Source organism: Streptomyces sp. ISL-11 (genome assembly GCF_018614525.1).
Lineage (GTDB): Bacteria > Actinomycetota > Actinomycetes > Streptomycetales > Streptomycetaceae > Streptomyces.
Window position 1 is genome coordinate 35,733 of the sequence record NZ_JAGGOL010000013.1, and the last position, 17,329, is coordinate 53,061.

Here is a 17,329-nt window from a genome sequence, read left to right on the forward strand (position 1 = left end):
GATCGACGAATACATATCAGTCAAAATCCGCACGACCCAGGCCGCGCGGAAGATAACAGTTGCACGCCACCTTACCGGCGACCGTGCCCCCCTAGGAACGACCAACCGGGGATGCCCCTTTTGGGACATCCCCGGTTGTCAGATCAACGAGCTCAGACGAGCTCGGTGACGGTGCCACCAGCGGCGGCGATCTTCTCCTTGGCGGAGCCGGAGACGGCGTCAACCGTCACCTGCAGCGCCACGGTGATCTCGCCGGTGCCGAGCACCTTGACGAGCTGGTTCTTACGAACCGCGCCCTTGGCGACCAGATCGGCCACCGTGACCTCGCCACCCTGCGGGTAGAGCGCGGCCAGCTTGTCCAGGTTCACGACCTGGAACTCGACGCGGAACGGGTTCTTGAAGCCCTTGAGCTTCGGGAGACGCATGTGGAGGGGCATCTGCCCGCCCTCGAAGCGCTCCGGAACCTGGTAACGGGCCTTCTGGCCCTTCGTGCCACGACCTGCGGTCTTACCCTTGGACGCCTCGCCTCGACCCACACGGGTCTTGGCGGTCTTGGCGCCCGGGGCGGGCCGGAGGTTGTGGACCTTCAGCGGGTTCTGCTCCGCCATGTCAGTCGACCTCCTCAACCGTCACGAGGTGGCGGACGGTGTGCACCATGCCGCGGAACTCGGGACGGTCCTCCTTGACAACCACGTCGTTCAGGCGCTTGAGCCCGAGCGAACGCAGGGTGTCGCGGTGGTTCTGCTTGCTACCGATGTAGGACTTGACCTGCGTGACCTTGAGGCGAGCCATTACGCACCCGCCCCTGCACGCGCCCGCAGCAGTGCGGCGGGGGCGACGTCCTCCAGCGGCAGGCCACGACGGGCGGCGATCTCCTCGGGACGCTGAAGTCCCTGGAGGGCCGTCACCGTGGCGTGCACGATGTTGATCGGGTTCGACGAACCGAGCGACTTCGACAGGATGTCGTGGACGCCGGCGCACTCGAGCACCGCACGCACCGGGCCACCGGCGATAACGCCGGTACCGGGGGAAGCAGGCTTGAGCAGGACGACGCCCGCGGCCTTCTCGCCCTGGATGGGGTGCGGGATGGTGCCCTGGATGCGCGGGACCTTGAAGAAGTTCTTCTTGGCCTCTTCCACGCCCTTGGCGATGGCCGCGGGAACTTCCTTGGCCTTGCCGTATCCGACACCTACGGTGCCGTCACCGTCGCCCACCACGACCAGCGCGGTGAAGCTGAAGCGGCGACCACCCTTGACAACCTTGGCGACGCGGTTGATCGCGACAACGCGCTCAACGTACGCGGTCTTCTCGGCGGCAGCGCCACCGTCGCGACCCTTCCGGTCCCGCCGCTCGCCGCCACCGGCACCGCTTCCGCGGCGCTGGGGTCCAGCCATTGGATTTACCTCTCTCTGTTACGTCCGCTAGCTCCGGAACCGGGGCTTAGAACTTCAGCCCGGCTTCGCGGGCGGCGTCCGCCAGAGCGGCAATGCGCCCGGCGTACTGGTTGCCACCGCGGTCGAACACGACGGTCTCGACGCCGGCAGCCTTAGCACGCTCGGCGACAAGCGCGCCGACCTGCTTGGCCTGCGCGGACTTGTCGCCCTCGCCACCGCGGATCGAGGTGTCCAGGGTCGACGCCGACGCAAGGGTGTGACCCTTGAGGTCGTCGATGACCTGAGCAACGATGTTCCGGTTCGAGCGCGTCACGACGAGGCGCGGACGCTCCGCCGTACCCGACACGTTCTTACGGATGCGGATGTGACGACGCTTCTTGGCGGCGCGCTTGTACGCGTCACCCTTGGCGATCTTTACACCGTATGCCATGGCTTACTTACCCGCCTTTCCGACCTTGCGGCGGATGACCTCACCCGCATACTTCACGCCCTTGGCCTTGTAGGGGTCGGGCTTGCGAAGCTTGCGGATGTTGGCGGCGACCTCGCCGACCTTCTGCTTGTCGATGCCCTCGACGCTGAGCTTGGTCGGGGACTCCACCTTGAAGGTGATGCCCTCGGGGGCCTCGACCAGGATCGGGTGGCTGTAGCCCAGGGCGAACTCCAGGTTGGAGCCCTTCGCCTGGACGCGGTAACCGACACCGCTGATCTCAAGAGCCTTGCTGTAGCCCGCGGTCACGCCGGTGATCATGTTCGCCACCAGCGTGCGGGACAGGCCGTGCAGGGCCTTGTTCTGACGCTCGTCGTTCGGACGCGAGACGACAAGAGTGCCGTCCTCGTCCTTAGCGATCTCGATGGGCGCGGCGACAGCGTGCGTGAGGGAGCCCTTGGGACCCTTCACGTGCACCGTGCGGCCATCGATGGTGACGTCCACACCAGCGGGAACCTGGATGGGCAGCCGTCCAATACGCGACATTGGCTATTCCTCCGTTCCCGATTACCAGACGTAGGCGAGGACTTCCCCACCCACGCCCTTCTTGCTGGCCTGCTGGCCGGTCAGGAGACCGTGGGACGTGGAGATGATCGCCACGCCCAGGCCGCCGAGGACCTTCGGCAGGTTGGTGGACTTTGCGTAGACCCGCAGGCCCGGCTTCGAGATGCGCTTGATGCCGGCGATCGAGCGCTCGCGGTTCGGGCCGAACTTCAGCTCGAGGGTCAGGGACTTGCCGACCTCGGCGTCCTCGACCTTCCAGCCGGTGATGTAGCCCTCCTGCTGGAGGATCTCCGCGATGTGCGACTTGATCTTGCTGTGCGGCATCGACACGGAGTCGTGGTATGCCGAGTTAGCGTTTCGCAGACGCGTCAGCATGTCTGCGATCGGATCGGTCATGGTCATGTTTGGCCTTCGGCCTCTCTCGCCGTGGTTTCCTATCTGCGCCATCCCTCTCCCCGAGCAGAGTCGGAGCGGGTGCGGTGCGGGGACCTACGGCGTAGTAAGCGACTTTAAGCGGGCTTGCGCCCGCGGGCGGTCATGGGCGGCGGGCGCCCAACCCTTCCACTCTACGTGAGCGCGAAGCTCACCGGAGAAGATCGGGTCGGGCGACCACCGTCCAGGATGCTTACCGAGAGCCCTGGTCAACCCAAGTGGGTTGTTACCAGGAGCTCTTGGTCACGCCCGGCAGCTCGCCACGGTGAGCCATCTCACGAAGGCACACGCGGCACAGGCCGAACTTGCGGTAGACGGAGTGCGGGCGGCCACAGCGCTGGCAGCGGGTGTAGGCACGCACACCGAACTTGGGCTTACGAGCAGCCTTCGCGATGAGGGACTTCTTCGCCATCTCGCTTACGCCTCCTTGAACGGGAAGCCGAGGTGACGAAGGAGGGCGCGGCCCTCGTCGTCGTTGGTCGCCGTGGTGACCACGGTGATGTCCATACCCCGGACGCGGTCGATCTTGTCCTGGTCGATCTCGTGGAACATGACCTGCTCCGTGAGACCGAAGGTGTAGTTGCCCCGGCCGTCGAACTGCTTGGGGGACAGACCACGGAAGTCGCGGATGCGCGGGAGCGCGAGCGACAGGGTGCGGTCCAGGAACTCCCACATGCGGTCACCACGGAGGGTGACGTGGGCACCGATCGGCTGGCCCTCACGCAGCTTGAACTGCGCGATGGACTTGCGAGCCTTGGTGACCGCGGGCTTCTGACCGGTGATCGTGGTGAGGTCGCGGATGGCGCCCTCGATCAGCTTGGAGTCGCGGGCGGCGTCGCCCACACCCATGTTGACCACGATCTTGGTCAGACCCGGAACCTGCATGATGTTCTCGAAGGAGAACTCCTCACGCAGCTTGCCGACGATCTCTTCGCGGTAGCGCTGCTTGAGGCGCGGCGCGTTGGTGGTGGCAGTCATCAGATGTCCTCACCGGTCCGCTTGGCAACGCGGATCTTGTTGCCCTCGTCGTCGAAGCGGTATCCGACGCGGGTGACGACCTTGTTGCCGTCCTTCTCCACCACGAGCTGAACGTTGCTCACGTGGATCGGGGCCTCGGTCGTCACGATGCCGCCGGTCTTGGAACCACGAGCGGTCTGGCCGGCCTTGGTGTGCTTCTTGACCCGGTTGACACCCTCGACGAGGACGCGGTCCTGAGCGGGGTAGGCCACGATGACCTTGCCCTGCTTGCCCTTGTCCTTACCGGTGATGACCTGAACCAGGTCGCCCTTCTTGATCTTCATCGGTTACAGCACCTCCGGCGCGAGCGAGACGATCTTCATGAACTTCTTCTCGCGCAGCTCTCGGCCCACCGGGCCGAAGATACGGGTGCCGCGGGGGTCACCGTCGTTCTTGAGGATGACGGCGGCGTTCTCGTCGAAACGAATGTACGAGCCGTCCGGACGGCGGCGCTCCTTGACGGTGCGAACGATGACCGCCTTGATGACGTCACCCTTCTTCACGTTGCCACCGGGGATCGCATCCTTGACGGTGGCGACGATGACGTCACCGATGCCCGCGTAGCGGCGACCCGAGCCACCGAGAACACGGATGCAAAGGATCTCCTTGGCACCAGTGTTGTCGGCGACGCGAAGTCGCGACTCCTGCTGGATCACGTCTATCTCCTGATCGTCTGCCGGTTCCCGGTGAGGGGCTCCTTGCGAAGCCCCTCACCGAGCCTGGCGGAACTTGCCTGGGGGCTAATGCCCTCAGGCCGTTTACTGAGGAATTCCCTTGCGGGAATTACCTACTTGGCCTTCTCGAGGATCTCGACGATGCGCCAGCGCTTGCTGGACGACAGCGGACGCGTCTCCATGATGAGGACACGGTCGCCGACGCCGGCAGCGTTCTGCTCGTCGTGCGCCTTGAGCTTGTTCGTACGGCGGATGACCTTGCCGTACAGCGCGTGCTTGACGCGGTCCTCGACAGCGACGACGACGGTCTTGTCCATCTTGTCGCTGACGACGAGACCCTCACGGGTCTTGCGGAAGCCGCGCTCGTTCGTCTCAGTCACATTCTTCTCGCTCATCAGGCGCTCTCCACCGTCTCGATGCCCAGCTCGCGCTCGCGCATCAGGGTGTAGATCCGGGCGATGTCCTTACGGACGGACTTGAGCCGACCGTGGTTCTCGAGCTGCCCGGTCGCCGCCTGGAAGCGGAGGTTGAACAGCTCTTCCTTGGCCTCACGGAGCTTCGCGACGAGGTCCTCGTCGTTGAGCTCACGCAGCTCGGTCGCCTTGATACCAGCGGCCATCACGACTCACCTGCCTCGCGCCGAACAATGCGGCACTTCATCGGAAGCTTGTGGGCGGCGCGGGTCAGCGCCTCCTTAGCAACCTTTTCATTCGGGAAGGACAGCTCGAACATCACCCGACCGGGCTTGACGTTCGCGATCCACCACTCCGGGGAACCCTTACCGGAACCCATGCGGGTCTCGGCGGGCTTCTTCGTCAGCGGACGGTCGGGGTAGATGTTGATCCACACCTTGCCGCCACGCTTGATGTGACGCGTCATGGCGATACGAGCGGACTCGATCTGACGGTTCGTCACGTAGGCCGGGGTCAGGGCCTGGATGCCGTACTCACCGAACGCGAGCTCGGTGCCACCCTTGGCCATGCCCGAGCGCTTCGGGTGGTGCTGCTTGCGGTGCTTGACCCTGCGAGGGATCAGCATGTCGGTCAGGCCTCCGTTCCGGTGGACTCGGCCGGAGCAGCGGCGGTCGCGTCGGCCTTGGGGGCCTCGGCGGCGTTCTGCTGCGGCTTGCGGCCGCGGCCGCCACGCTCGCCGCCACGGCCACCACGGGCCGGACGGTCCTGGGCGCCACCGCGCGACGGGCGGTTGCCCGCACGGGCGGCGGCGTTCTCGGCGCGGACCTCGGCGATGTTCTTGACGTCGCCCTTGTAGATCCAGACCTTGACGCCAATACGACCGAAGGTCGTCTTGGCCTCGAAGAAGCCGTAGTCCACGTTCGCGCGGAGCGTGTGCAGGGGCACACGGCCCTCGCGGTAGAACTCCGAGCGGGACATCTCGGCGCCGCCGAGACGGCCACCACACTGGATCTTGATGCCCTTGGCGCCGGCCTTCATCGTCGACTGCATGCTCTTACGCATGGCGCGACGGAAGGAGACGCGGGAGGACAGCTGCTCGGCGACGGCCTGGGCCACCAGCTGAGCGTCCACCTCGGGGTTCTTGACCTCGAGGATGTTCAGCTGGACCTGCTTGCCGGTCAGCTTCTCCAGCTCGCCGCGGATGCGGTCGGCCTCGGCGCCGCGGCGACCGATGACGATGCCCGGACGAGCGGTGTGGATGTCGACGCGGACGCGGTCGCGGGTGCGCTCGATCTCAACCTTCGAGATACCGGCGCGCTCCATGCCCTTCGTCATCATGCGACGAATGGCAACGTCTTCCTTGACGTAGTCCTTGTACAGCTTGTCGGCGTACCAACGCGACTTGAAGTCGGTGGTAATGCCGAGCCGGAACCCGTGCGGGTTAACCTTCTGGCCCATTACCGGGTTCCTTCCTTGCTGCTGACGACCACGGTGATGTGGCTGGTCCGCTTGCGGATCCGGTAGGCGCGGCCCTGGGCACGCGGACGGAACCGCTTCAGGGTCGGGCCCTCGTCGACGTACGCCTCAGTGATGACGAGGCTGCCGGCGTCGGTGTGGTCGTAGTTGTGCGCAGCGTTGGCAATGGCGCTGTCAAGCACCTTGCCAACCGGCACGCTCGCGGCCTGCGGGGCGAAACGCAGGACCGCCTGAGCCTCCGTGGCATCCATGCCACGGATAAGGTCCACCACTCGGCGGGCCTTCATGGGCGTGACGCGGATGTACCGCGCCTGGGCCCTGGCTTCCATGGTTGTCCCTTCGGTGTCGTTCATAGTCTTCGCACCCCGCCTTTAGCGGCGCTTCGACTTGCGGTCGTCCTTGACGTGGCCGCGGAAGGTGCGGGTCGGCGCAAACTCGCCGAGCTTGTGGCCGACCATGGACTCGGTGACGAACACCGGGACATGCGTCTTGCCGTTGTGCACCGCGAGCGTGTGGCCGAGCATGGCCGGCACGATCATGGAGCGACGGGACCAGGTCTTGATGACGTTTTTGGTGCCTGCTTCGTTCTGGACATCCACCTTCTTGATCAGGTGGTCGTCGACGAAGGGCCCCTTCTTGAGACTACGCGGCATCTAAACCCGCTCCTAGCGCTTCTTGTTCGTCTTGCGGCGGCGGACGATGTACTTGCTGGACGCCTTCTTCGGCGACCGAGTACGACCCTCCTTCTGACCCCACGGCGAGACCGGGTGGCGACCACCGGAAGTCTTGCCTTCACCACCACCGTGCGGGTGGTCAACCGGGTTCATCGCGACACCGCGGACGGTCGGGCGAACGCCCTTCCAGCGCATACGGCCGGCCTTGCCCCAGTTGATGTTCGACTGCTCGGCGTTGCCGACCTCGCCAACGGTGGCGCGGCAGCGGACGTCGACCAGGCGGACCTCACCGGACGGCATACGAAGGTGGGCGTACTGCCCCTCCTTCGCCAGCAGCTGCACGGACGAACCGGCAGAGCGAGCGAACTTCGCGCCGCCGCCGGGCCGCAGCTCGATGGCGTGGATGGTGGTACCGACCGGGATGTTGCGCAGCGGGAGGTTGTTGCCCGGCTTGATGTCGGCGCCAGCGCCGTTCTCAATCCGGTCACCCTGCTGCAGCTTGGCCGGGGCGATGATGTAGCGCTTCTCGCCGTCTGCGTAGTGCAGAAGCGCGATGCGCGCGGTGCGGTTGGGGTCGTACTCGATGTGCGCGACCTTGGCCGGCACGCCGTCCTTGTCGTGACGACGGAAGTCGATCACTCGGTAGGCGCGCTTGTGGCCACCGCCCTGGTGGCGAACGGTCACACGACCGGTGTTGTTACGGCCGCCCTTGCTGTGCAGGGGGCGGACCAGCGACTTCTCCGGCGTGGACCGCGTGATCTCGACAAAGTCGGCGACGCTGGAGCCACGACGGCCCGGGGTCGTCGGCTTGTACTTGCGGATACCCATTTCTCAGTCCTCGTCCGATATCGGACGACTCGGACTCCGTTAGGAGACCGGGCCGCCGAAGATGTCGATTCGGTCGCCCTCTGCGAGGGTCACGATGGCGCGCTTGGTGTTGGCGCGCTTGCCGAAACCGGTCTTGGTGCGCTTGCGCTTACCCTGACGGTTGATCGTGTTGACCCCGGTGACCTTGACCGAGAAGACCGCCTCGACGGCCTGCTTGATCTGGGTCTTGTTGGCGCGCGGGTCGACGATGAACGTGTACTTGTTCTCGTCCAGCAGCGCGTAGCTCTTCTCCGAGACAACCGGCTTGACCAGGAGGTCGCGCGGGTCCGTGAAGGTCTTGCTGGTGACGACGGCCTCAGTCATCAGGCGTCGCTCCCTTCGGTCTCAACGGCCTTGGGGCCAGACACGAAGGACTCGAAGGCGGTCTTGGTGAAGACCACGTCGTCCGAGACGAGCACGTCGTACGTGTTCAGCTGGCCCGGCTCCAGGATGTGGACCTGGGGCAGGTTACGAGCGGACAGCCACGCGGCCTCGTCGGCGCGGTCGACGACCAGGAGCACGTTCTTGCGCTCCGAGATCTTGCCGAACAGCGTCTTGGCGGCCTTGGTGGAGACCTCGCCCTCGACCACGCCGGTGACGACGTGGATGCGGGAGTTGCGCGCCCGGTCGGTGAGGGCACCGCGCAGGGCGGCGGCCTTCATCTTCTTGGGGGTGCGCTGCGAGTAGTCACGCGGCTGCGGGCCGTGGACGACGCCACCGCCGGCGAACTGCGGCGCGCGGGTCGAGCCCTGACGGGCGCGGCCGGTGCCCTTCTGGCGGTAAGGCTTGCGGCCACCGCCGCGGACCTCTCCGCGAGTCTTGGTCTTGTGCGTGCCCTGACGGGCAGCGGCCAGCTGCGCGACGACGACCTGGTGGATCAGCGGAATGCTGACCTTCGCGTCGAAGATCTCCGTGGGGAGCTCGACGGTCCCGGCCTTGTCGCCTGCCGGCGAAAGGATGTCAATGGTGCTCATCGTTACCTCAGGCCCCCTTGGCCGCGGTACGGACCAGGACGAGGCCGCCATTCGGACCAGGAACCGCGCCCTTGATCAGGAGCAGGCCCTTCTCCGCGTCAACGGCGTGGACGGTCAGGTTCTGGGTGGTGACCCGCTCGTTGCCCATACGGCCCGCCATGCGCATGCCCTTGAACACACGGCCCGGGGTGGCGCAGCCACCGATGGAACCGGGCGAGCGGTGCTTGCGCTGGGTGCCGTGACCGGCGCCGAGGCCCTTGAAGTTGTGACGCTTCATGACACCGGCGAAGCCCTTGCCCTTGCTCTTGCCGGTGACGTCAACCTTGACGCCCGACTCGAACACGGCAGCGGTGATCTCCTGGCCGAGCACGTACTCGCCGGCGTCAGCGGTACGGAGCTCCACCAGGTGGCGGCGCGGGGTGACGTCGGCCTTGGCGAAGTGACCCTTGAGGGGCTTGTTCACCTTGCGCGGGTCGATCTCGCCGAAGGCGATCTGGACCGACTCGTAGCCGTCGCGGTCGTTGGTGCGGACCTGGGTGACGACGCAGGGCCCGGCCTTGACGACGGTCACCGGGACAACCCGGTTGTTCTCGTCCCAGACCTGGGTCATGCCGAGCTTCTCGCCCAGGACGCCCTTAATGTTCTTTGCCATCTCGCGCGTCACCTCAGAGCTTGATCTCGATGTCGACGCCCGCCGGCAGGTCGAGGCGCATGAGCGAGTCAACCGTCTTCGGCGTGGGGTCGAGGATGTCGATGAGGCGCTTGTGCGTGCGCATCTCGAAGTGCTCGCGCGAGTCCTTGTACTTGTGCGGCGACTTGATGACGCAGTACACGTTCTTCTCAGTGGGCAGCGGCACCGGGCCTGCGACCGACGCGCCAGTGCGCGTCACCGTCTCGACGATCTTCTTGGCAGAAGAGTCGATGACCTCGTGGTCGTAGGCCTTGAGCCGGATGCGGATCTTCTGTCCCGCCATGGCTACCTAGTAGTCCTGTCTCTCGTAACGCTCTGGGACTCGGTGTGCTGCGCCTCTTGCGGAAGCGCCGCCCTTCTCCGACCCACGCGGTCGGGCGTGTCGCGCCCCTTCCGGTAAATTTCCCTGAGGAAATTCCCTGGTGAAGGGGGCTGTGGGGGAAGGACACCCACCGAGTGCCTGGCTGGGGCCACGCTGACACTTCCCGGAAGATTCCCGTACTTCCACCCCTGAGAAGGGGTGACGAGTACTGCGGGACTCGCTTCCAGTCCTCCCGGCGGGAGGCGCGCAGCATTGGCACTCAACCGAGCAACCTGAACAGTGTGCCATACAGTCCGGAAGAGGCGCCAATCGCAGCCGAAGAAGGTACCCCGAGCGGCGCAGTTGTCAAACCACCCCGCCGACATACGGGACACTATGGTCGTGAAGGTCCAGGCTGCTCACCAACTGCCAGATGTTACCGGCAGGGGCCCCGCGTCCCGGCCGTCACCGCACCCCCAGGGCCGCCCGGGTCGCCCGTCTCCCGGACGCCCTTTCCGCCTTTGCCGTGGTTTGCCGTGGGCTTGAGCAACCGACGCGCCTCCCCGATCGTCTCCTGACACGCGGGGGCAGTGGGGGACTGTGTGCTGCACAACGGGACGGAGTCATGTAGTTGAACATCACACAGCGCATGGTGATATCCCGCCGGACCGCGCTCGCCGGCATCGCCGCCACCTCGCTGGCCGCGGCGGCGGGCTGCAGCGGCGGCGGCAGCAGGCCGAAGAAGCCCGGGCCCTCCCCCAGCCACCTGAGAGCGGTGGACCCGCACGCCACGCAGCCGTTCGACAACGCCGCCAAGGACTCCCTGCTCCTGCAGGTCATGGCGCACCCCGACGACGACCTGTACTTCATGAACCCCGACGCCGAGCACATCGTGCGCGCCGGGGTCCCCGTCGTCTCGGTCTACGTCACGGCCGGCGAGGCCGTCGGGCAGAACTGGATCGAGGGCATGCCCCCCAAGGGCAAGCCCGACAAGGCCGCCTACTCCTCCGCCCGCCACCAGGGCCTGCGCCAGGCGTACGCGGAGATGCTCGGCCTGGACCGGTTCACCCCCTGGAAGAAGTCCGTCCTGGACCTCGGGGGCGGCATCAAGGCGGAGACCAACGAGCTCGCCGACGGCAACCGCAGGGCTCAGCTGATCTTCCTCAACATCGCCATGCTCTCCGCGGACGAGATGCGCCTGCCGCTGCTCTGGGAGCGTCCCGAGGGCGAGATGCAGAGCCTCGTGGCCACCGGCTCCCCGTGCACGACCAGCAGCACGTACCACCACGACACGCTCGTGGACACGCTCGCCGGCATCATGGACCGCTTCAAGCCGACCGTGATCCACACCATGGACCCGGACCCGGACTACCAGGTCCACGACGCCACCCACCCCAAGGACAACGACTACGGGGCCTGCTCCGACCACCGCGACCACACCCCGACCGCCCTCTTCACCTGGAAGGCGATGTCCCAGTGGGTGGCCGACAGGTCCAAGCGCGACGGGCACCCACCGCGCTTCGTGACCACGTCCTTCCGCGGCTACTACAACCAGCGCTGGCCGCACAATCTGCCGCCGGAGGTCGTGGAGCAGAAGCACCGCCTGGTCGAGGCGTACGGCGGCGATCCCTCCTGGGACTGCGGCAACCCCGCGGGCTGCGGTGACTACGGCCAGGGCGGCGACCGCCCGATGAAGAACCGCAAGGGCTGGATCCGCTCCACCCACTACCGCTACAAGGGCGCCACCATGGCCCCCGGCACCGACAAGGCCGGCCGCCTGGAGGCGTTCGGTGTCCTCGGTACCCAGGCCGTGCGCTGGGTGGAGTCCTCCCCCGGCAGCGGCCGTTGGGGCGAGCCGCAGAACCTCGGCGGCGGCCCCCTGGCCCCCGCGCTGACCGCCGTGCGGGACTCCGCCGGGCGCCGGCTGCTGTTCGCCCTGCGGTTCTCCGCGCTGGCCGGCCTGGGGCGCCCCGACACCCGCGAGATCATGGTCCTGGAGGAGTCCTCCCCCGGCGGCCCCTTCAAGGACTGGCAGGGCCTCGGCAACCCCGAGCACCGGCCCGACCGCGGCCGCCGCGTGGGCATGCCCGCCGCCGTCGCCACCCCGGACGGACGGGTCCACCTCTTCGTACGCAACGCCGGCAAGGGCGTCTCCAGCCGCGTGCGCGAGAGCGACGGCACGTGGGGGAAGTGGCAGAGCCTGCGCGGTCAGGAGATCCAGGACGGCCTGACCGTCCTGCTCGACCACGACAAGCGGGTCCACGTCTTCGGCGAGGGTCGCGACACCGTCCACCACTGGACGCAGGACGAGCCCGGCAAGCCGGTCCGCCACCAGCCCCTCAAGGGCCTCCCACAGCCCGGCGGGCTCCCCGGTGCGGCCCTCGGACCCGACGGCGCGGTGGCGGTCGTCTACCGTGCGCCCGCGGCCGTCAACCCGGTCGTGTACGGCTTCACACCGGGCTCGGAGGACGTACGCACCACCGAGCTGACGGATTTCGCCGGCTACGGGCCGCTGGCCGCCCTCACCCGGCCCGTGCGCGGCGAGCCTGACACCGTGATGGTGCTGGGCCGGGCCGTGAACGGCGAGATGCAGCTCACGGACGCACAGGCCCCCGACGCCGAACCGCTGCGCCTGTCGGGCCCGCTCGTGCCCGTGGGCACCTCCGGGCTCGCCATGGACGCGGGCCACCAGGTGTGCGTGGTCGGCATGAGCCCCGACGCCACGCCGTGGATCTGGCGCCCGGAGCTCCCGCACGCCTGATCACCCGGCATCCCGCCCGTGCGCGGTTCACCCTTCGGGGCGAAACCCGCCGGGCGCCTTCCAGGGCAAGCGAAAGGGCCCGCACATCCGAGGATGTGCGGGCCCTTTCAGACCTTCGAGTAAGAAACTTACGCGTTGATCTTGGTGACCTGGCCGGCGCCGACGGTGCGGCCGCCCTCACGGATGGTGAAGCGCAGGCCCTCCTCCATCGCGACAGGCTGGATCAGGTTGACGGTCATCTCGGCGTTGTCGCCGGGCATGACCATCTCCGTGCCCTCCTTGAGGGTCACGACACCGGTCACGTCAGTCGTACGGAAGTAGAACTGCGGACGGTAGTTGTTGAAGAACGGGGTGTGACGGCCACCCTCGTCCTTCGACAGGATGTACGCCGTGGCCTCGAACTCGGTGTGCGGCGTGACCGTACCCGGCTTGATGATGCACTGGCCGCGCTCGACGTCCTCGCGCTTGATGCCACGGAGGAGCAGACCGACGTTCTCGCCCGCCTGGCCCTCGTCGAGCAGCTTGCGGAACATCTCGATACCGGTGACCGTGGTGGTGGTCTTCTCGGTCTTGATGCCGATGATGTCGACGGTCTCGTTGACCTTCAGGACACCGCGCTCGATACGACCGGTGACGACGGTGCCACGACCGGTGATCGTGAAGACGTCCTCGATCGGCATCAGGAACGGCTTGTCGACGTCACGCTCGGGCTGCGGGATGTTCTCGTCCACGGCCTTCATGAGGCCGAGGAGCTTCTCGCCCCACTCCTTGTCGCCCTCGAGCGCCTTGAGAGCCGAGACCTGGACGACGGGGCAGTTGTCGCCGTCGAACTCGTACTCGGAGAGGAGCTCACGGACCTCGAGCTCGACGAGCTCCAGGATCTCCTCGTCGTCCACCATGTCGGCCTTGTTCAGGGCGACAACGATGTACGGAACGCCGGACTGGCGGGCCAGGAGCACGTGCTCCTTGGTCTGCGGCATCGGACCGTCGGTCGCGGCGACCACGAGGATCGCGCCGTCCATCTGGGCGGCACCGGTGATCATGTTCTTGATGTAGTCCGCGTGACCCGGGCAGTCGACGTGGGCGTAGTGACGCGACTCGGTCTGGTACTCAACGTGAGCGATCGAGATCGTGATACCGCGCTGACGCTCTTCCGGCGCCTTGTCGATCTCGTCGAACGGCGTGAAGGGGTTCAGGTCCGGGTACGCGTCGTGCAGCACCTTGGTGATCGCCGCGGTAAGAGTGGTCTTACCGTGGTCGACGTGACCGATGGTGCCGATGTTGACGTGCGGCTTAGTCCGCTCGAACTTCGCCTTCGCCACTGGGTCCTCCTACGGAGTGGTTCTGTACGCCTTACTCATCGGCGCCAGGTGATCTTTGCTGGGGTGCCGTCCGCCGGGGCATCCGCCACAATCCTCACGGATTGCCACGGTATGCCCCGACAGTCGGTGTAAAAGCCTAAAGCCTGAGCTTCGTCTGTGGAGACGGAGCCTGCGTACTACTCGCCCTTGGCCTTCGCGATGATCTCCTCGGCGACGTTCCGGGGAACCTCGGCGTAGGAGTGGAACTGCATCGAGTAGCTTGCGCGACCCGAGGTCTTGCTGCGGAGGTCTCCGACGTAGCCGAACATCTCCGACAGCGGAACCAGGCCCTTGACGAGCTTGGCGCCGTGACGGTCCTCCATGGCCTCGATCTGGCCACGGCGGGAGTTGATGTCACCGATCACATCGCCCATGTAGTCCTCGGGAGTGGTGACCTCGACGGACATCATCGGCTCGAGCAGAGCCGGGGACGCCTTGCGGGCACCGTCCTTGAACGCCATGGAACCGGCGATCTTGAAGGCGAGCTCGGACGAGTCGACGTCGTGGTAGGCGCCGTCGAGCAGCGTCACCTTGACACCGGTCAGCGGGTAGCCGGCCAGCACGCCGAACTCCATGGCCTCCTGGCAACCCGCGTCCACGGACGGGATGTACTCCCGCGGGATACGGCCACCGGTGACCTTGTTCTCGAACTCGTAGCCATCGCCCTCGAGAGGCTCGATGGCCATCTGCACCTTGGCGAACTGGCCGGAACCACCAGTCTGCTTCTTGTGCGTGTAGTCGATACGCTCGACGGCCTTGCGGATCGTCTCGCGGTACGCGACCTGCGGCTTGCCGACGTTCGCCTCGACGCGGAACTCACGGCGCATACGGTCGACCAGCACGTCGAGGTGCAGCTCGCCCATACCCGCGATGATGGTCTGGCCCGTCTCCTCGTCCGTGTGGACCTGGAAGGACGGGTCCTCCTCGGCGAGACGCTGGATGGCGACACCCAGCTTCTCCTGGTCGCCCTTGGACTTCGGCTCGATGGCGACCTGGATCACCGGGGCCGGGAAGTCCATGGACTCGAGGATGACCGGCTTCGCGGAGTCGCAGAGGGTCTCACCGGTGGTGGTCTGCTTCAGACCCATGACGGCGACGATGTCACCGGCACCCACCGACTCGATCTCCTCACGCTTGTTCGCGTGCATCCGGTAGATCTTGCCGATGCGCTCCTTCTTGCCCTTCACGGAGTTCTGCACCGCGGTGCCGGTCTCCATGCGGCCCGAGTAAACCCGGACGAAGGTGAGCTTGCCCAGGTGCGGGTCGCTCATGATCTTGAAGGCAAGGCCGGCGAACGGCTCGTCGTCGGACGGCTTGCGCTTCACGACCTCGTCGGCGTTGTCCACCGCGTGGCCCTCGACGGCCTCGATGTCCAGCGGCGACGGCAGGTAGCGGACCACGGCGTCGAGCAGGGGCTGGACGCCCTTGTTCTTGAACGCGGTACCACAGAACACCGGGGTGACGGTGACGGAGTCGGCGCTGCCCTTGGAGGCCAGCGTGATGCGGCGGATGGCCGCCATCAGCTGCTCCTCGGTGGGCTCCTGGCCCTCCAGGAACAGCTCCATCATCGCGTCGTCGTGCTCGGCAACGCCCTCGAGGAGCTTGCCGCGCCATTCCTCGGCAGCCTCGACGTGGGTGTCCGGGATGTCGACGACGTCGTACATCTCGCCCTTGGCGGCCTCGGCGGACCAGACCAGCGCCTTCATCTGGACGAGGTCGACCACGCCCTTGAAGTCGGCCTCGGTACCGATCGGCAGCTGCATGACCAGCGGAACCGCACCGAGGCGGTCGATGATCATGTCGACGCAACGGTGGAACTCGGCACCGGTGCGGTCGAGCTTGTTGACGAAGCAGATGCGCGGCACGCCGTAACGGTCGGCCTGACGCCACACCGTCTCGGACTGCGGCTCCACACCGGCGACGCCGTCGAACACCGTCACGGCACCGTCGAGGACGCGCAGCGAACGCTCCACCTCGACGGTGAAGTCGACGTGGCCCGGGGTGTCGATGATGTTGATGGTGTGGTCGACGTCGTTCAGCGGCCAGTGGCAGGTCGTCGCGGCAGACGTGATCGTGATGCCGCGCTCCTGCTCCTGCTCCATCCAGTCCATCGTGGCAGCGCCGTCGTGGACTTCACCGATCTTGTACGAGACACCGGTGTAGAACAGGATCCGCTCGGTGGTGGTCGTCTTGCCCGCGTCGATGTGGGCCATGATCCCGATGTTGCGGACCTTGGCCAGGTCAAGCGAAGTGGTGGCCATATGGCTCAGTCTTCTCTCGGTCTCGATGTGGGTAGCGACTACCAGCGGTAGTGCGCGAAGGCCTTGTTGGACTCGGCCATCTTGTGCGTGTCCTCACGCTTCTTGACCGCAGCACCCAGGCCGTTGGAGGCGTCCAGGAGCTCGTTCATGAGGCGCTCGGTCATCGTCTTCTCGCGACGGGCGCGGGAGTAGCCGACGACCCAGCGGAGCGCGAGGGTGGAGGCGCGGCCCGGACGGACCTCGACCGGCACCTGGTAGGTGGCGCCACCGACACGGCGGGACTTGACCTCGAGCGCCGGCTTGACGTTCTCGAGGGCGCGCTTGAGCGTGATGACCGGGTCGTTGCCGGTCTTCTCGCGCAGGCCTTCCATGGCGCCGTAGACGATGCGCTCGGCGGTGGAGCGCTTGCCGTGCAGCAGGATCTTGTTGATCAGCGACGTGACAAGAGGAGAACCGTAGACCGGGTCGATGATGACCGGGCGCTTCGGGGCGGGGCCCTTACGAGGCATTCTTACTTCTCCTTCTTGGCGCCGTAGCGGCTGCGAGCCTGCTTGCGGTTCTTGACGCCCTGGGTGTCGAGCGAGCCACGGATGACCTTGTAGCGAACGCCCGGCAGGTCCTTCACACGGCCACCGCGCACGAGCACGATGGAGTGCTCCTGCAGGTTGTGGCCCTCACCCGGAATGTAAGCGGTGACCTCGATGCCGGAGGTCAGACGCACACGCGCGACCTTACGGAGCGCCGAGTTCGGCTTCTTCGGGGTGGTCGTGAAAACACGCGTGCAGACGCCACGACGCTGGGGCGAACCCTCGAGCGCGGGCGTCTTGTTCTTCTCGACCTTGTCCTGCCGGCCCTTCCGGACCAGCTGCTGGATCGTAGGCACCGTTTCTCCGGTTTCTGTGTGCCGATCACGATAAAACTAACCTGGGAGCAAACACCGACCCACGCGGTCGGGTGTGTCGAAGGCTGCAGACCCCCGCCGAGAGGCGGGACGATGCAGATTCCGGTGTCCTGAACCGTCCGCGGCAACCGCTGACGTTCC

General features: G+C 66.4%; 26 protein-coding genes. 1 reads left to right on the top strand and 25 read right to left on the bottom strand.

What is annotated here, in order from left to right; translation table 11 throughout:
* Positions 1-152: 152 nt before the first annotated feature.
* The 21 genes from rplO to rpsJ form a co-directional block, all read right to left on the bottom strand.
* Entirely contained in the window at positions 153-608 is a 456-nt protein-coding gene (rplO, locus tag J7E86_RS02900) for a 50S ribosomal protein L15 (RefSeq protein ID WP_215079432.1), read from the bottom strand.
* Position 609: 1 nt separating this feature from the next.
* A complete protein-coding gene (gene rpmD, locus J7E86_RS02905) occupies positions 610-792 on the bottom strand; it encodes a 50S ribosomal protein L30 (RefSeq protein ID WP_215079434.1) in 183 nt (60 codons plus the stop codon).
* On the bottom strand, positions 792-1,394 hold the full coding sequence (rpsE, locus tag J7E86_RS02910) for a 30S ribosomal protein S5 (protein ID WP_116212431.1): 603 nt from the start codon (positions 1,392-1,394) through the stop codon (positions 792-794). Before rpsE ends, rpmD begins: the two co-directional genes overlap by 1 nt.
* Before the next feature lie 46 nt (positions 1,395-1,440).
* Positions 1,441-1,824, bottom strand: coding sequence for a 50S ribosomal protein L18 (gene rplR / locus J7E86_RS02915; protein ID WP_215079436.1), 384 nt, complete (start codon positions 1,822-1,824; stop codon positions 1,441-1,443).
* A 3-nt stretch (positions 1,825-1,827) separates the two neighbouring features.
* Positions 1,828-2,367: a 50S ribosomal protein L6 gene (rplF, locus tag J7E86_RS02920; protein ID WP_215079438.1), complete on the bottom strand. Its 540-nt coding sequence runs from the start codon at positions 2,365-2,367 to the stop codon at positions 1,828-1,830.
* A gap of 21 nt (positions 2,368-2,388) precedes the next feature.
* Entirely contained in the window at positions 2,389-2,787 is a 399-nt protein-coding gene (gene rpsH / locus J7E86_RS02925) for a 30S ribosomal protein S8 (protein ID WP_087927570.1), read from the bottom strand.
* Positions 2,788-3,043: 256 nt separating this feature from the next.
* Positions 3,044-3,229: a type Z 30S ribosomal protein S14 gene (locus J7E86_RS02930; protein ID WP_030368403.1), complete on the bottom strand. Its 186-nt coding sequence runs from the start codon at positions 3,227-3,229 to the stop codon at positions 3,044-3,046.
* Positions 3,230-3,234: 5 nt separating this feature from the next.
* Positions 3,235-3,795, bottom strand: a complete 561-nt coding sequence (gene rplE, locus J7E86_RS02935) for a 50S ribosomal protein L5 (RefSeq protein ID WP_215079440.1) — start codon at positions 3,793-3,795, stop codon at positions 3,235-3,237.
* Positions 3,795-4,118 carry a 50S ribosomal protein L24 gene (gene rplX / locus J7E86_RS02940; RefSeq protein ID WP_095580667.1) on the bottom strand — a complete coding sequence of 108 codons (324 nt, stop codon included), beginning with the start codon at positions 4,116-4,118 and terminating at the stop codon, positions 3,795-3,797. The genes rplE and rplX overlap by 1 nt, the downstream gene beginning before the upstream one ends.
* A gap of 3 nt (positions 4,119-4,121) precedes the next feature.
* Entirely contained in the window at positions 4,122-4,490 is a 369-nt protein-coding gene (gene rplN / locus J7E86_RS02945; RefSeq protein ID WP_176163508.1) for a 50S ribosomal protein L14, read from the bottom strand.
* Between the two features lie 131 nt (positions 4,491-4,621).
* Positions 4,622-4,903: a 30S ribosomal protein S17 gene (gene rpsQ / locus J7E86_RS02950; protein WP_087927566.1), complete on the bottom strand. Its 282-nt coding sequence runs from the start codon at positions 4,901-4,903 to the stop codon at positions 4,622-4,624.
* Positions 4,903-5,127 (bottom strand): 50S ribosomal protein L29, encoded by a 225-nt coding sequence (gene rpmC, locus J7E86_RS02955; RefSeq protein ID WP_030368408.1) that lies wholly within the window; start codon positions 5,125-5,127, stop codon positions 4,903-4,905. The genes rpsQ and rpmC overlap by 1 nt, the downstream gene beginning before the upstream one ends.
* Positions 5,127-5,546, bottom strand: a complete 420-nt coding sequence (gene rplP / locus J7E86_RS02960) for a 50S ribosomal protein L16 (protein ID WP_215079442.1) — start codon at positions 5,544-5,546, stop codon at positions 5,127-5,129. Before rplP ends, rpmC begins: the two co-directional genes overlap by 1 nt.
* Positions 5,547-5,551: 5 nt before the next feature.
* On the bottom strand, positions 5,552-6,379 hold the full coding sequence (gene rpsC, locus J7E86_RS02965; RefSeq protein WP_215079444.1) for a 30S ribosomal protein S3: 828 nt from the start codon (positions 6,377-6,379) through the stop codon (positions 5,552-5,554).
* Positions 6,379-6,726, bottom strand: a complete 348-nt coding sequence (gene rplV / locus J7E86_RS02970) for a 50S ribosomal protein L22 (protein WP_052859704.1) — start codon at positions 6,724-6,726, stop codon at positions 6,379-6,381. The genes rpsC and rplV overlap by 1 nt, the downstream gene beginning before the upstream one ends.
* Positions 6,727-6,768: 42 nt before the next feature.
* Positions 6,769-7,050 (bottom strand): 30S ribosomal protein S19, encoded by a 282-nt coding sequence (gene rpsS, locus J7E86_RS02975; protein ID WP_215079446.1) that lies wholly within the window; start codon positions 7,048-7,050, stop codon positions 6,769-6,771.
* Positions 7,051-7,062: 12 nt separating this feature from the next.
* Positions 7,063-7,899 (bottom strand): 50S ribosomal protein L2, encoded by an 837-nt coding sequence (gene rplB / locus J7E86_RS02980; RefSeq protein ID WP_215079448.1) that lies wholly within the window; start codon positions 7,897-7,899, stop codon positions 7,063-7,065.
* A 39-nt stretch (positions 7,900-7,938) separates the two neighbouring features.
* Positions 7,939-8,262: a 50S ribosomal protein L23 gene (rplW, locus tag J7E86_RS02985; protein WP_215079450.1), complete on the bottom strand. Its 324-nt coding sequence runs from the start codon at positions 8,260-8,262 to the stop codon at positions 7,939-7,941.
* Complete coding sequence (gene rplD, locus J7E86_RS02990; RefSeq protein WP_215079452.1) at positions 8,262-8,912, bottom strand: 50S ribosomal protein L4; 651 nt, start codon at positions 8,910-8,912, stop codon at positions 8,262-8,264. Before rplD ends, rplW begins: the two co-directional genes overlap by 1 nt.
* A 7-nt stretch (positions 8,913-8,919) precedes the next feature.
* Positions 8,920-9,564, bottom strand: coding sequence for a 50S ribosomal protein L3 (gene rplC / locus J7E86_RS02995; RefSeq protein WP_215079454.1), 645 nt, complete (start codon positions 9,562-9,564; stop codon positions 8,920-8,922).
* Between the two features lie 13 nt (positions 9,565-9,577).
* Positions 9,578-9,886, bottom strand: coding sequence for a 30S ribosomal protein S10 (gene rpsJ / locus J7E86_RS03000; protein ID WP_003948644.1), 309 nt, complete (start codon positions 9,884-9,886; stop codon positions 9,578-9,580).
* 649 nt (positions 9,887-10,535) lie between these two features.
* Between rpsJ and J7E86_RS03005 the strand changes: the two genes are divergently transcribed.
* Positions 10,536-12,665 carry a PIG-L family deacetylase gene (locus J7E86_RS03005; RefSeq protein WP_308312445.1) on the top strand — a complete coding sequence of 710 codons (2,130 nt, stop codon included), beginning with the start codon at positions 10,536-10,538 and terminating at the stop codon, positions 12,663-12,665.
* Between the two features lie 128 nt (positions 12,666-12,793).
* Here J7E86_RS03005 and tuf read toward each other — a convergent pair whose 3' ends face one another.
* The 4 genes from tuf to rpsL form a co-directional block, all read right to left on the bottom strand.
* Positions 12,794-13,987 (bottom strand): elongation factor Tu, encoded by a 1,194-nt coding sequence (gene tuf / locus J7E86_RS03010; protein ID WP_215079456.1) that lies wholly within the window; start codon positions 13,985-13,987, stop codon positions 12,794-12,796.
* A gap of 176 nt (positions 13,988-14,163) precedes the next feature.
* Complete coding sequence (gene fusA, locus J7E86_RS03015) at positions 14,164-16,287, bottom strand: elongation factor G (RefSeq protein ID WP_215079458.1); 2,124 nt, start codon at positions 16,285-16,287, stop codon at positions 14,164-14,166.
* Between the two features lie 38 nt (positions 16,288-16,325).
* On the bottom strand, positions 16,326-16,796 hold the full coding sequence (gene rpsG, locus J7E86_RS03020; protein ID WP_030368420.1) for a 30S ribosomal protein S7: 471 nt from the start codon (positions 16,794-16,796) through the stop codon (positions 16,326-16,328).
* A 2-nt stretch (positions 16,797-16,798) separates the two neighbouring features.
* The gene (gene rpsL / locus J7E86_RS03025; protein WP_215079459.1) at positions 16,799-17,170 is read right to left on the bottom strand and encodes a 30S ribosomal protein S12; all 372 of its coding nucleotides are present in this window, start codon (positions 17,168-17,170) and stop codon (positions 16,799-16,801) included.
* Between the last annotated feature and the right edge of the window lie 159 nt (positions 17,171-17,329).